The following is a 14912-nucleotide window of genomic DNA, read 5'->3' on the forward strand; positions in this document are numbered from 1 at the left end:
TTTTGATTATTGATGTAGCTAGATGAGGATATGAATATGATAGGTAGAGAGAAAGAAGTTGCCGAGTTATTAGAACTATATGAAAACAATAAAGCAGAGCTGGTTGCAGTATATGGCAGACGTCGTGTTGGTAAAACATTTCTTGTTGATGAAACGTTCAGAAATAAAATATCTTTTAGACATGCAGGACTTTCGCCTATCGAATCAAACGAGTCCAATAATAGTCAACCGCTCAAGAAACAATTAGAAGCATTCTATTATTCTCTTATTACACATGGAATGAAAAAAGATCATTGCCCTAAAGACTGGCTAGAGGCTTTTTTTATGCTGGAGATGTATTTACAGAGCATCGATAATGGTACACGTCAGGTTGTCTTTTTGGATGAGCTTCCATGGATGGATACTCCCAGATCCGGATTCATTACTGGCTTTGAGGCTTTTTGGAATGGATGGGCTTGTCATAGAAATATAATGGTAATTATCTCTGGAAGCGCTAATTCGTGGATGGAGAATGAGCTTATTAATAACCACGGCGGACTATATGGACGCGTTACTTATGAAATAAAACTCTCGCCTTTTACATTAAAGGAGAGTGAGTTGTTATTCAAAGAGCGAGGGATAAATCTTTCAAGGTATGATATAGTGCAATCTTATATGATATTTGGAGGAATCCCATTTTACCTGAATTATTTCAGACGAGGCAATAGCCTGGCTCAAAATGTAGATGAGTTGTTTTTTGCCAAAGGAGCGAAGCTGTCACAAGAATTTGACAGGCTTTTCTCCTCAATATTCACGAATCCAAATATGGCAAAAACAATTGTAAAGATACTTTCAAATAGGAGTAAAGGATATACCAGAAAGGAAATCATAAGTGAGTCAGGATATTCAGATGGTGGAACTCTATCGAAAAGTCTTAATGCACTATTGGCAAGTGATTTTGTTATAAAATATGTTCCGTTTGGATATGGTAAAAGAGAAGAACACTATAAACTTGTAGATCCGTTCTGTGCTTTTTTTCTGAAGTTTGTGGAAAAAAAGGATTCCATCATGAATGGATTCTGGCAGCAGAATATAGATGCACAGCCCATTGTGACCTGGAGAGGGTATGCGTTTGAAAATGTATGTTTTAATCATATTTCCGAGATAAAGAGAACTCTGGGAATAAGTGGAATTAGCTCTACAGAGTCAGCTTGGACTAAAACAGGAGATGATGAAAGAGGAACTCAGATAGATTTACTCATAATCCGTAAAGACAATGTTGTTAATATGTGCGAGATGAAATTTTATAGTGATAAATTTACAGTAGATAAAGAATATGACAAAATTCTCAGGCATAGACAAACAGTACTATATGAGAAGATACCTAAGAAGAGTACAATACATAATACCCTTATTACAACGTATGGAATAAAGGATAATGAGTATAAATGGTCATTTGAGAAGGTTATTACGTTGGATGACCTGTTTGCTTGAATCACCCTAAAAAGGTAAAAGCATAATTTCGCCGCTGACTATAGTACAAATACTGAACTATAATCAGCGGCGAAACTTACATATGTATACTAAAATGATGTGCTTCGTCATGCATATCATAAAGATCAGAGCCGCATTCTTTGATATATTCCTGTCTCCATCTAAGGAGAAGATCTCTGAATCTGTATAATTGCTGGTTGTCGGGACGACCGAAACGCTTGGCCAGTTCAGGCACAGAAGGCATCTTGTTTAAGAAGTTGTCATCCATTGCTTCAAGTTCGTTCAAAATATCCAGAGCACTCATGCTTTCAAAATGATCTATATTATCAGGTGTGAGCACTAGCGTAAGTGCCCTTTTTTGAGGCTCTTCTAATTCTTCTGATGTGATCCATTCAGCTTCAGTCATATGTTTTATCTTCCAGAAAGAATCCTTGATGTCTTGAGGAAGTGTTTCGAATTCAGATTTTGTTAATCGCTGATCTTCTAAAAGTTTACCTCTTCCTTTGCTGTGGGGCAGGAAATATGAATATTTCGAAGCACCATTTTTATCTAATAGCTGTCGAAGTTCAGGCATCATTTCGATGTTTTCTTTCATCAAAGGAATGCTGATATTTACTGTAAGTTCATTTTTTATAGCGGAATTAAGCATTTTTAATATAAAATCAAAGTCGCCTTTTCTTCCTGCAAATTTGTCATGATATTCTTCTGTGCCGTAGAATGTCAGGTCGATCATTTCGATATCTGCATCTTTAAGGCGCTTCATTAGGCTATCAAGCTCGCTTTCGGACCTGAAAGCGAATCCGTTCATCTGAAGAAATCGTGCGCCGGCTAATGAATATTTCTTACAAAAATCTATGTAGTCGAATAGCTTTGGTGTATCCATGCAATAACCGAAATAGTAGTTACCATATATTTCATTCTTTTGCTGGGCTAATTCAGTTATAACTCTTTCTCCAAGTTTAAGACCTCTTTCAAAGTCTACTCCCGAAGCCTTGCCGCATGATGAAAGAAGGCAATGCCTGCAATATGTGTGACATGGAACGCAGTAATTGGCAATGCTGAGTGAAACGGTTTTCATATTCCCCCTTATGATATCTTAAATATTAAATTTCAATATGTCCTAACTCATTTATCTCGACAACTTCTTTTCCCTCAAAAACTACTTCAACGATATTGGGCATCCAGTCCATCATTTTAATGAAATTGTCGTAGCCATATACAGGAGACAGGTGATCAAATGCAAGAAAAATAGATACTTCATTAGGATAGCACATAAGTAGCGGTGGCGAAACAGCTAATTGAACAGTGCTGATGCAGATGGAGTCTACGATTAATGGAATTCTCGTCTTTGGTTTTGTCTTGGGAAAAGAGTGGACTTTTGCAAAAGTCTTTCGGACTTTGGACAATGGTGCAGGCACCATATGACGTTATAATCAGTATTAGGTCAGGCCAAATAATAAATATAGTTCTGGATAAAGCAAAATTTGGAATAATACAACTATTTTTCGGCATTAGATTCATTGGAATAATACAAAAAGAATCAACGCCGACTTGTTGGAGTAATATCAATTTGCTATTTAGAACAATACTAAAAATATGGGAGATAGCTATGGGACTAAATCACTTAGCGGTTGATATAGGCGCTTCCAGTGGCCGACACATTATCGGTAGAGTAGATAATGGCATCATGAAGCTACAGGAAGTCTACCGATTTGAAAATGGGGTATCTGAGAAGAACGGTCATCTGTGCTGGGATATAAATTTATTGTATCAAAATGTTATAGATGGTATCAGAGAGTGCAGAAACCAGAATCTCACGCCGGATACCATGGGAATTGATACCTGGGGAGTTGATTTCGTGCTTCTTGACAGCGATGGGGAGATCCTTGGTGATACAGTCGCTTACAGAGACGAAAGAACAGATGGCATCAGGCAGGAGCTTGAAGATAAGGGCATCCTTTCTTTTGACGATCTGTATTCTAAAACAGGAATCCAATATCAGAAATTTAATACGATCTATCAGCTTGTGGCACTTCAAAAAGAGCATCCTGAATACATGGAGCAGGCAGAGAGCTTTCTCATGATTCCGGATTATCTTAATTATAAGCTGACAGGTATAAAGTCTAATGAATATACCAATGCTTCTACGACTGCGCTTGTGGATGCAAAGACCTGCGACTGGGACTATGAACTTATAGAAAAGCTCGGTCTTCCAAAGAAGATATTCGGTAAACTTTCAAAGCCTGGTACAAAGCTTGGAAGATTTACTCAGGAAGTCAGGAACTATGTAGGTTTTGACCTTGATGTGATACTTCCGGCTACCCACGATACAGGATCTGCATATCTTGCTGTTCCTGCAAGGGATGACAAGGCAGTGTTCCTGTCATCAGGCACATGGTCACTTATGGGAGTTGAGAACAAAGAATCTATAACAAATGGCGAGTCTAAGGAAGCTAACTTCACCAACGAAGGTGGCTATAACAATACTTATAGATATCTTAAGAACATCATGGGACTTTGGATGATCCAGTCTGTAAGGCGGGAGATCGGTGAGATTACAGGCACAAAGCCTTCTTTCCCAGAGCTTATTGAAGCAGCTAAGCAGGCAAAAGATGTTGACGTAGTGCTGGACGTTGATGATGCAAGATTCCTTGCACCTAAGTCAATGATAGAAGAGATAAAAAAGGCCTGTGAGGATGCAGGAGAACCACTTTCAAATGTCAGAGATGATAGTCCATCTGAAAAGAATGATTCGGATGGTAAAAAAATCGAAGGGTGCGAGGCAACAACTTGTCTTCCGGCAGGAACAGGCGAAGTTATGGCGGTTATCTATAATTCTCTTTCTGATGACTACAGAAGAACTGTAGAGACGCTTGAAAAACTTACTGGTAATAAATACACATCCATCAACATCGTAGGCGGAGGATCACAGGATATGTACCTGAACCAAAGAACCGCTCAGGCGACAGGACTTCCTGTGTTTGCAGGACCAACAGAAGGAACAGCTCTTGGAAACCTGATAGTGCAGTTCATATGTTCAGGAGAGTACAAGAATCTTCAGGAAGCAAGAGATGCAATAAAGAAGAGCTTTGATATTAAATGTATTGAAGACTAAGTGATATCAGTTGAATAGCTATATAGATAATAAGTATTTGATATAAAAACTATATTTAACAAACATCGAATAGAAAAATCGAAGCTACAAGCCTTGAATTAAGGCTAAAGGAGGAAAAATGAGTTACGCAGAAGCAAAAGAGATTTACGCCAGTTACGGCGTTGATACAGAAAAAGCAATTTCACTTCTCAGAAATAAAGAGATCAGCATTAACTGCTGGCAGGGAGATGATGTTGTCGGATTTGATAATCCAAATGGAGGAGCAGGAGATGGTATCGCAACAACAGGTAATTATCCGGGGCGTGCCAGAACATTTGAAGAGCTCAAGGCAGATTTCCTTGAAGCTATAAGCCAGATCCCTGGCAAGAAGAGAATCAATCTTCATGCCTGCTATGCAATTTTTGATGATGAGCATCCATGGGTTGATCGTGATGAGCAGACTTATGAGCACTTTAAGCCATGGGTTGATTTTGCCAAGGAACATAACCTTGGAATTGACTTCAATCCAACTATTTTCTCACACAAGATGATGGTTGATGGTCTGTCACTTTCATCTCCCAAGAAAGAAGTTCGTGATTTCTGGATCCGTCATGCAATTGCTTCAAGAAGGATCGCAGAGAGAATCGGTCAGGAACTTAATGACATGGTACTGAACAATGTATGGATTCCGGACGGTTTTAAGGATATTCCTGCTGACCGCCTTACACCAAGACTTCGTCTTAAAGATTCTCTTGATCAGATCTTTGCAGAGAAGTGCCCACACGTTATCGATACAGTAGAATCTAAGTTCTTTGCAATCGGCGTTGAGAGTTATACAACAGGATCTAACGAGTTCTACATGAGCTATGCAGCAACTCACCCTGGCGTATACAACCTTCTTGACATGGGACATTATCATCCAAGTGAATATGTAAGCGACAAGATTCCTGCGCTTCTTCCATTTTTTGATAAGATCCCTCTCCATGTGACAAGACCTGTTAACTGGGATTCTGATCACGTAGTTCTACTTCAGGACGAGCTTATCGAGGTCATGAAGGAAGTTGTTAGGAACGACGCCCTTGATAAGGTTATCCTCGGACTCGACTTCTTCGATGCATCGATCAACAGAGTAGCAGCCTGGGTCATCGGAACAAGAGCAGCTCAGAAAGCCCTTCTCCTTGCACTTCTTCAGCCCAACGAAGAACTCAAGAAAGCTCAGGACGAAGCGGACTTTACAAAACGTCTCATGCTCTCAGAAGAAATGAAGTCACTTCCATGGTCAGACGTTTGGACAGAATACTGCAGCCGCGAAGGAGTACCAGCTGACAAATCATGGTACGACGAGATTAAACGTTACGAGGTAGAAGTACTTTCAAAGAGATCATAATACATAGCAAAGAGCTATAAAAATATAACTATAAACACTTCAAACTTACCATTTGTATTTGGAACCGAAGTATTCCAGGCAGATGGCACTGATATAATCCTCGAGCGTAATCCGTACGAGGAGTGTTCAGGGGCATCGTTTGTGGAAGGCGTAACATTATTTTACGTTTCGACCACCCACCTCGCGTGCAGTACAGCCCCTACGACGAGAGGCAAGGTAGCTCGAGGATTATATCAGTGCCATCTGCCGGCATACCCCCAATACAAAAGGGAAGTTTGAAAAACACCACAGGAGGACAGATTTATGGCAAATCGTATCGTACTTAACACAGTTTCTTATCATGGAAAGGGCGCAATCGCAGAAATCCCAGGCATTGCAAAGAGAGAGAATTTCACAAAGGTTTTCGTATGCTCAGACCCTGACCTTGTAAAATTCGGAGTAACAGCTAAGGTTACAGACCTTCTCGATAAAGAAGGCATCGCTTATGAGCTCTTTTCCGGAATCAAACCAAATCCAACAGTAGAGAACGTTGTAGAAGGTGTTGAAGCTTATAAGAAGGCTGGCGCTGACTCTATCATAGCTATCGGCGGCGGATCTTCCATGGATACAGCTAAAGCTATCGGTATCATCATCACAAACCCTGAGTTTGCTGATGTTCGTTCACTTGAAGGCGTAGCACCTACCAAGAATCACGCTGTAAAGACAATCGCAGTTCCTACAACAGCCGGTACTGCAGCAGAAGTTACTATCAACTACGTAATCACAGATGTTCAGAAGCAGCGCAAATTCGTATGCGTTGACGAACACGATATCCCTGCATATGCAGTTATCGATCCTGATATGATGAGTTCAATGCCTAAGGGACTTACAGCTGCAACAGGTATGGATGCCCTTACACATGCTATCGAAGGTTATACAACCAAGGGTGCATGGGAGCTTACAGATATGTTCCACTTAAAGGCTATCCAGCTTATCGCTGATAACCTTAGAAAAGCTGTAGAAAATGATCCTGAAGGCCGCGAGAACATGGCTCTTGCACAGTACATTGCAGGAATGGGCTTCTCTAACGTAGGTCTTGGAATCGATCACTCCATGGCTCACACACTTTCTGCTCACTATGACACACCTCACGGCGTAGCATGCGCTATGTTCCTTCCTATCTCCATGGAATACAACCGTGACTACACAGGCGAGAAGTACAGAGAGATCGCAAGAGCTTTCCATGTAGAGGGCGTTGACAACATGTCTCAGGAAGAGTACCGCGATGCCGCTATTGCAGCTGTTCGTAAGCTCTCCAAGGATGTAGGAATTCCGGAAAAGAATGAGAAGATCAAGGAAGAAGATCTGTCACAGCTTGCAGATGACGCACTTGCAGATGCATGCTGCCCAGGTAACCCACGCGAAGCAACCAAGGCTGACGTCCTTGCAATGTTCAAAAAACTTATGTGAAAGGCAGTTTGTTACTTCGTACCAAACTGCGTACTTCTAAAGAAGTACCAAGAAAAAATAGTTTGTTACTTCGTACCAAACTGCGTACTTCTAAAGAAGTACCAACAAAAAATAGTTTGCTACTTCGTATCAAACTACGTACTTCTAAAGAAGTACCAAGATAATAATGAATAGAGGTCCGAAAATGTTTAATATTTTAGAAGCACCATTTATGATCGAAATGATCAGAACAGTTACCAATATGTACGCCCACGGCTGGGATGAGAGAAATGGTGGTAATGTATCACTCCTTCTTGAAGAAGAAAAGATCAAAGACTACGTTAACACTGACGCTGTCATCCGCACCATCGACATTCCTTTTGATGCTACAGAGCTTATCGGCAAATACTTCCTTGTAACAGGAACAGGCAAGTATTTTAAGAATGTTCAGTATGATCCTGAGAAGAATATGGGACTTTTCAGAATAGGAAAAGATGGCCATACAGCAGAGCTTCTCTGGGGCTATAACGACGGCGGAAGATTTACTTCAGAGCTTCCGGCTCACCTTATGAGTCATATTTCAAGACTTAAGGTAGATCCTGACAATCACGTTGTAATGCACTGCCATCCGACTAATCTTCTTGCTATGACATATGTTCATGACCTTGATGAAAAGAAGTTTACGCATACTCTCTGGGAGTTTTCAACAGAATGCATCGTTGTTTTCCCAGACGGAGTCAATGTCCTTCCATGGATGCTCTGCGGAACCAATGAGATAGGAGAAGCTACGGCTAGGAAGATGGAGACAGCTCGTCTTGTAGTATGGGCAGCACATGGTATCTATGGTGCAGGCAAAGACCTTGATGAGACCTTTGGACTTATCGAAACCGCAGAAAAGGCAGCAGAAGTATATATGAAGTGCGTAGCAGTTCCTAAAGTTAATACTATCAAGGATTCTGAGCTCAAAGAACTGGCGGATTTCTTTAAAGTTACACCTAGAGAAGGCTATCTTGATCTGTAAAAAGACATAAAATGGTGCAGGTGTCTGTTTTAATGCAGGCACCTGCGTTTTATTTATGTAGAAATCCTGCTTTGTAGAAGAAAACTGATTTATTGTAAGGAGGATATTTGTCTTATAGGAAAAATCTATAGTACATTAAACTGGTATATTTAAGCTTTTATATGTGCAATTATAACCATATGTGCAGTAGTCTAGTGCATAATGGTCGCTAATGCATTATAATGGTGCAGTGAGCGTAAATATACTAATACAATATTAAATAACAGGATTGGCTGTTTCATAAATCAGACTTATATTTTTTGTTAAAAATGCCGATATAAAATCAGATTGCAATGAATATAAGTTAACCCAGAGGACTTTATGCAATACAACATATCTTTTGATATATGTGCAATAGTAATATTCATATTTGTTCTTGTGTTGTTTCTCGCAAGGAAGAATTATTCTACCAGTTCTAATTCAGCGTATCTTATATTGCTGGTGGATTCTCTTATTGCGGCTGTTTCTGATGCTATCACAGGCTATACTATCCCTAATGCCGATAAAGTCCCTCTTGCTTTTAACTACATAATCAATTCAGTATTCTTCCTGTCTATGAATACTGTTCTTTTCTGTTATTGCTATTATCTTCTAAGGATCATATACAAGACCAGGCCGTTTACCATGCTCAACAGGGTTTTCCTTGTGGTATGCGGAGTCACTGATGTTGTTCTTATAGTGACCAATCCCTGGACCAAGGCAATATTCTATTTTGAAAAAAATGTATATTGCTCCGGAAATTTCAAGATTGTTTTATACGCAGTCTCTTGCCTGATGCTTATCAACTGTGCATTTGAGACTATCAGAAACAGAGAATCCCTAAAACTTGGGCAGATAGTTGGAATGATACTGGTTACTGTTGGTAACCTCTTGTCAGTTCTTTTCCAGATGTTCCATCCGGAGCAGCTGATCACATCTTTTACCGTATCAATGGCCCTTCTTGTCATATACATGTCAATTCAGGATGCTGATAATTACGTTGATCCGCTCACAAGAGCCTTCAACCAGCAGGCTTTTGAAGATACTCTCAGCGGATTTGTAAGGACCAAAAATCCTTTTACGGTAGTTACTGTTAAGCTCCAGAACTTCAGGAAAGTTAATGAGACAACAGGCATAGTTGCAGGTAACAGGGTTCTTGAGATGATAGCTGCAAGACTACGTAACATCGTCGGCAAGGAAAACCTCTTTTACAATTCTGGAACCCGTTTTACAGTCCTTATTCATGACAAGGGGATGGATGAAAATACTATCATCACCCAGATCAAATTTGAGCTTCGTAAAGAGTTTGCCGTAGGCGATATTGAGATAAGACTTAAACCTCAGCTCATAGTAGTAAGATACCCTGATCACGGTGCGACTTCTTTTGAACTTGAGGATGCTATCACATATTGTATGAGACAGCTTGAGAAGTCTAACACCCAGGAAGTTATCTATGCCGATTCGCTTATCCTTAAGCAGGTCAAAAGAAATGCAGAAATGGACCGCATTATGCGCGAAGCCCTTTACACTGGTGGCTTCAAGGTCTTTTACCAGCCCATAAGAGATGCAGCAACAGGAGAATACCACTCGGCCGAGGCACTGCTTCGTTTGTATGATGAAGATTATGGTTATATCAGCCCTGAGGAGTTCATTCCGAGAGCTGAAAAGAGCGGTCTGATCACGGAAATCGGAGAGTACGTATTCGAGGAAGTTTGCAAGACAATAAGAAATCGAAAACTCGTAGAACTTGGGATTGGCTATGTTGAGATCAATCTGTCTGCGGTTCAGTGCATACAGAGAGACCTTAAAGACAAGCTCTTTTTGATCATGAAAAGATATAATATCAAGCCTGAGATGATCAATCTCGAGATAACAGAAACCGCCACAGTATCTTCAAGTGAACAGCTTCTTGATTTTATGAACGGCATGCTTCATGGCGGAATCACCTTCTCTCTTGATGATTATGGTTCAGGTCTTGCCAATATGAATTATCTTCTGATGTATCCATTCCATATCGTTAAGCTTGATAAGATGCTTGTATGGAAGGCGTTCAGTCAGGAGAGAGCACTTGTTGCTCTTAAGTATACTATCGAGATGCTCAAAGAACTTAACTACGAGATAATCGCTGAAGGCGTTGAAACCGAGGAACAGGCCGATGGCCTTGCAGAGATGGGATGCGATAAGTTCCAGGGATATTTGTACAGCAAAGCTATCGACAAGGACGAACTTGTTGAATTTCTTAAGAAAAACAGAAGCCTTGAAGAGGCATAATTATGCTATAATGGTGGATGCAGTCAGGGGATAATGTTATTTATTATATAAGCTGCATCTTCATTTAAAAGGGGACTATATCTATTTTTTCAGGAGGAGAAACATGTCAGTTAATGACGAGTACATTGAATTTACAATTCCAAGACAAAAAACAATAGCGCTTATCGCGCATGATAAGAAGAAAAAAGAACTTGTAGAGTGGTGCGAACACAATAAATTCAGACTTGAGAAACACTTCCTCTGCGGAACAGGCACATCAGCAAGACTTGTTGCAGAAAAAACAGGACTTCCTGTAAGAGCATATAATTCAGGACCACTTGGCGGCGACCAGCAGGTAGGTGCTAAGGTTGTAGAGGGCAAAGTTGACATGATCATCTTTTTCTCAGATCCACTTGCGGCTCAGCCTCACGATCCTGATGTTAAGGCGCTTCTTCGTATAGCTCAGGTTTATGATATCCCGATCGCTAATAACAGATCTACAGCTGATTTCATGATCACAAGCAGATTCATGGAAGATGAGTATGTTCACAGAGTTATGAATTTTGACAGAAATGTTGAGAAGAGAGTTAAAGAAGGCAATCTGATTTAAATAGATCAGGATGTAATATAGTACGATTGATATTATAAAAGGTCTGGATGAAGATAATACAATTAGTATTACAAGAATATTCGGGTAAAAAATGATACAATTAGTATTATAAGATGACATAAGTAAAAATAAAAGATGATCTCATAAAGGAGGACATAGAGAAATATGATCAATATCAAAAATGTTACTGATGATATACTATGGATTGGCGGAAGTGACAAGCGCCTTGCTTTATTTGAGAATCTTTTTCCGCTGCCATATGGCGTATCTTACAACAGCTATGTGGTCAAAGATGACAAGACCATTATCTTCGATACAGCTGATGTAACAATAGCTGATCAGTATGTTGAGAATCTGCAGGCGGCCCTTGGAGGAAGTACCCCTGATTATCTTGTGATCCTTCATATGGAGCCTGATCATTGTTCTCAGATATCAAGAGTCGTATCTCTTTATCCTGATATAAAGCTTGTGGGCGGCGTGCAGACATTTAAATTTCTGCATCAGTTCTTCCCTGAGCTTGACGACGTAGAAAAGGTTACGGTCAAGGAAGGCGACTCGCTTGATACGGCTAACCACAGCTTTAGCTTTGTAGCAGCACCTATGGTTCACTGGCCTGAAGTACTTCTTGCTTTTGATATCAAGTCAGGAACACTTTTTAGTGCAGATGCATTCGGAACCTTCGGAAGCGTAGATTCCGGCATCTTTGCAGATGATTATGATTTTGAAAAAGAGTACCTTGATGAAGCAAGACGCTATTATGCCAATATAGTCGGCAAGTACGGCGCACAGGTTCAGGCTGTTCTTAAAAAGGCACAGGGCCTTGAAATTCAGAGAATATGCCCGCTTCACGGACCTATCTGGCGTAAGGATATAGGCTGGTTTGTTGATAAGTACGACAAGTGGAGCCTGTGCACACCGGAGACAGACGATATACTTATTGTATATGGTTCTATGTATGGCCATACAGCAAGCGCAGCAGAGACTCTGGCTCAGATAGTTCATGAAAAGAGCGGTAAGAATGTAAGAGTCTTTGACGTAAGTAAGACAGACAAGTCTTTCCTTGTAGGCGAAGCATGGAGATGCGCTAAGATCGTACTTATGGCTCCAACTTATAACGGCGGATTATATCTTCCTATGGAAAGCTATGTAGAAGATCTTGTAGCTCTCGGACTTAAGAACAGAGCATTTGCTCTTGGTCAGAATGGTACCTGGGCACCTGTATCTGCCAAGCATATGTCCGATAAGCTTGCACTTCTTAAAGACTGTACTATAGCTGAGACTATACTAACAATAAACTCTGCGCTTCACGAAAGTGATATGGCTACGGTGGAGAGTTTTGCAGATGCTATCGTGAATATGTAATACCGACATATAAATACATCCATGTATTTATAAACATGTCGAAACTACATCCTGTAGTTCTAATCAAATAATAGTATAAATGCATTCCTGAATATACATTTGGGAATGCATTTTTTTATTCAATTGGTAATATGTAAATATCCGCAAGATGCATTAATTTCGCACTAGATTATGAGGCGATTTTAATGTAAAGTAGTAATGGTTGGTTATTTGATATTCTCAAATGAAAGGGAGGAGATATGTATGCTTGAAAAAATGTTCAAGCTCAAAGCGCATGGTACGACTGTAAAGACAGAGATTCTTGCAGGTCTTACCACATTTCTTGCGATGGCTTATATTCTGGCTGTCAATCCATCAATTCTTGGAGCCGTAATGGATCCGAACGGAGTATTTATTGCAACAGCAATTGCTTCTGCAGTAGCTACTTTCTTTATGGCACTTATTGCTAATTATCCTATAGCACTTTCTGCCGGCCTTGGTCTTAATGCTTACTTTGCATATACAGTATGCCTTGGCGAACTTTCTGACATGGGAGACCAGGCATTTACTGTATGTCTTACAGCTGTATTAGTTGAAGGTCTTGTATTTATACTTCTTTCAGCATTTAAGTTCCGTGAGCAGATCATCAATGGTATACCTCACAACCTTAAAAATGGTATATCTGCCGGCATCGGTCTTTTTGTAGCATTTATCGGACTTCAGGGTGCTGGACTTGTTGTTAACAGTGATTCAACTCTTGTTGACATGGGAGATTTCTCAACACCTCAGGTGGTACTGGCTCTCGTAGGTTTTATCATCATTGTTGTTCTTTGCAGCCTTAATGTTCCTGGTGCTGTACTTATCGGTATTCTTGTTACATGGATCCTTGGTATGTGCGCACAGGCTTCAGGATGGTACGTTGTTGATGAGAACAATGCAAGCCTTTTCCCTAATTTCTCTCAGGGACTTGTTAACTTCTCTGGACTTAAGAATACAGCATTTAAGTTTAATTTCTCTTGGGCTGCTTCTAACATCATTCAGTTTATCGCTATCACATTCAGCTTCCTGTTCGTTGATATGTTCGATACAGTAGGAACAGTAATCGGTGTAGCTGATAAGGCAGGACTTCTTGATGAAGACGGCAAGCTTCCAAGAGTAGGAAGTGTATTCATGTCAGATGCTCTTGGTACAACAATTGGTGCATGCCTTGGTACATCTACAGTTACAAGTTTCGTAGAGTCTAGTGCAGGTGTTGCAGCTGGCGGACGTACAGGTCTTACAGCTCTTACAACAGGTGTTATGTTCCTTGTAGCTATGTTCCTGTCACCTGTATTCCTTGCAATTCCTTCATTCGCAACAGCTCCTGCTCTTGTATATGTAGGAATGCTTATGATCACATCTATCAAGAAGATCGAGTTCGACGGAGATATCGCAGACAGCGCCGGAGCTTACATGGCACTTCTTATGATGCCTCTTACATATTCAATTGCTAACGGTATCATGTTTGGTGTTCTTACATGGGTTATCGTAAAGGTATTCGAGCGCAAGGCTAAGGATATTTCACCTATCATGTGGGTAATATTCGGTCTGTTTGCACTTAGAATTGTAAGCCTTATAGCTAAGATCTGACGTGGTTAAATGCAGGCAGTAGGACAGAGATGTTCTGCTGCCTGTTTTATTATAGAATTGAAACTTCGCATATATAAGATTGTCGCAAACGTAGAAGATTCCTGAGGATGGTAGTTGATAAATGATTTTGTGGTCATGAAAATTATATAAAATTCAAGGCATGATATCTGGAATAATATATTCTAGGATCCGAAACTCGCTACGCTCAAACATGCGGATCCTAAACAGAATATACTATTCCATCTATCAAGCTCTTGAATTTAATATAATTTTCAAAGACCACAAAATCATTTATCAACTACCATCCTCAGGAATCTTCGAGGTTTTGGAGATATTTTATATATGCGAAGTTTGAGTAGAGAAAAAATAATGGTAATAGCGAATGGTAAAAAAGCCTTGAATAACCGATAATTACTGCTTGCATAAGAGCAGATACAATGCTAGAATTAAACATGTTGCAGATGTAGTTCATCGGTAGAATATCAGCTTCCCAAGCTGAGGAGGCGGGTTCGATTCCCGTCATCTGCTTGATAGAAGTCGTAGTTAGATGATTTTTCTAACTGCGGCTTTTTGTTTTGGATTTCAGGAAAAACATGCGAAAGTTTCTTTTGATTTTCTTGTGCAATTCTGACAATCTTTTATGAAGTCATCGATTTATTGT

General features: G+C 40.1%; 11 protein-coding genes and 1 tRNA gene. 10 read left to right on the forward strand and 2 right to left on the reverse strand.

Going from position 1 to position 14912, the window contains the following annotated elements; translation table 11 throughout:
- Positions 1-36: 36 nt before the first annotated feature.
- Positions 37-1473 carry an ATP-binding protein gene (locus WAA20_RS07945; RefSeq protein ID WP_073385239.1) on the forward strand — a complete coding sequence of 479 codons (1437 nt, stop codon included), beginning with the start codon at positions 37-39 and terminating at the stop codon, positions 1471-1473.
- A 76-nt stretch (positions 1474-1549) separates the two neighbouring features.
- Here the strand turns inward: WAA20_RS07945 and WAA20_RS07950 are convergent, their stop codons facing one another.
- Complete coding sequence (locus WAA20_RS07950) at positions 1550-2551, reverse strand: radical SAM protein (protein ID WP_073385241.1); 1002 nt, start codon at positions 2549-2551, stop codon at positions 1550-1552.
- Positions 2552-2576: 25 nt separating this feature from the next.
- Complete coding sequence (locus WAA20_RS07955) at positions 2577-2747, reverse strand: hypothetical protein (RefSeq protein WP_338802620.1); 171 nt, start codon at positions 2745-2747, stop codon at positions 2577-2579.
- Between the two features lie 335 nt (positions 2748-3082).
- On the opposite strand from WAA20_RS07955, the gene WAA20_RS07960 reads away from it, so the two are divergent.
- From WAA20_RS07960 to WAA20_RS08000, 9 genes are all read left to right on the forward strand, one after another.
- A complete protein-coding gene (locus tag WAA20_RS07960) occupies positions 3083-4588 on the forward strand; it encodes a rhamnulokinase family protein (RefSeq protein ID WP_073385243.1) in 1506 nt (501 codons plus the stop codon).
- A 118-nt stretch (positions 4589-4706) separates the two neighbouring features.
- Positions 4707-5954 carry an L-rhamnose isomerase gene (locus WAA20_RS07965; protein WP_073385245.1) on the forward strand — a complete coding sequence of 416 codons (1248 nt, stop codon included), beginning with the start codon at positions 4707-4709 and terminating at the stop codon, positions 5952-5954.
- A 303-nt stretch (positions 5955-6257) separates the two neighbouring features.
- Positions 6258-7403, forward strand: coding sequence for a lactaldehyde reductase (gene fucO / locus WAA20_RS07970; protein ID WP_073385247.1), 1146 nt, complete (start codon positions 6258-6260; stop codon positions 7401-7403).
- 184 nt (positions 7404-7587) lie between these two features.
- Complete coding sequence (rhaD, locus tag WAA20_RS07975) at positions 7588-8403, forward strand: rhamnulose-1-phosphate aldolase (RefSeq protein WP_073385249.1); 816 nt, start codon at positions 7588-7590, stop codon at positions 8401-8403.
- Positions 8404-8763: 360 nt separating this feature from the next.
- A complete protein-coding gene (locus WAA20_RS07980) occupies positions 8764-10692 on the forward strand; it encodes a GGDEF domain-containing phosphodiesterase (RefSeq protein WP_073385251.1) in 1929 nt (642 codons plus the stop codon).
- Between the two features lie 103 nt (positions 10693-10795).
- Positions 10796-11281: a methylglyoxal synthase gene (locus WAA20_RS07985; protein ID WP_073385253.1), complete on the forward strand. Its 486-nt coding sequence runs from the start codon at positions 10796-10798 to the stop codon at positions 11279-11281.
- A 165-nt stretch (positions 11282-11446) separates the two neighbouring features.
- A complete protein-coding gene (locus WAA20_RS07990; RefSeq protein WP_073385255.1) occupies positions 11447-12643 on the forward strand; it encodes an FprA family A-type flavoprotein in 1197 nt (398 codons plus the stop codon).
- Between the two features lie 243 nt (positions 12644-12886).
- Positions 12887-14251, forward strand: a complete 1365-nt coding sequence (locus WAA20_RS07995; protein WP_073385257.1) for an NCS2 family permease — start codon at positions 12887-12889, stop codon at positions 14249-14251.
- 457 nt (positions 14252-14708) lie between these two features.
- Positions 14709-14779, forward strand: a tRNA-Gly gene (locus tag WAA20_RS08000).
- Positions 14780-14912: the final 133 nt, after the last annotated feature.

It is taken from the genome of Butyrivibrio fibrisolvens, assembly GCF_037113525.1.
Classification (GTDB): Bacteria; Bacillota; Clostridia; order Lachnospirales; family Lachnospiraceae; genus Butyrivibrio; species Butyrivibrio fibrisolvens.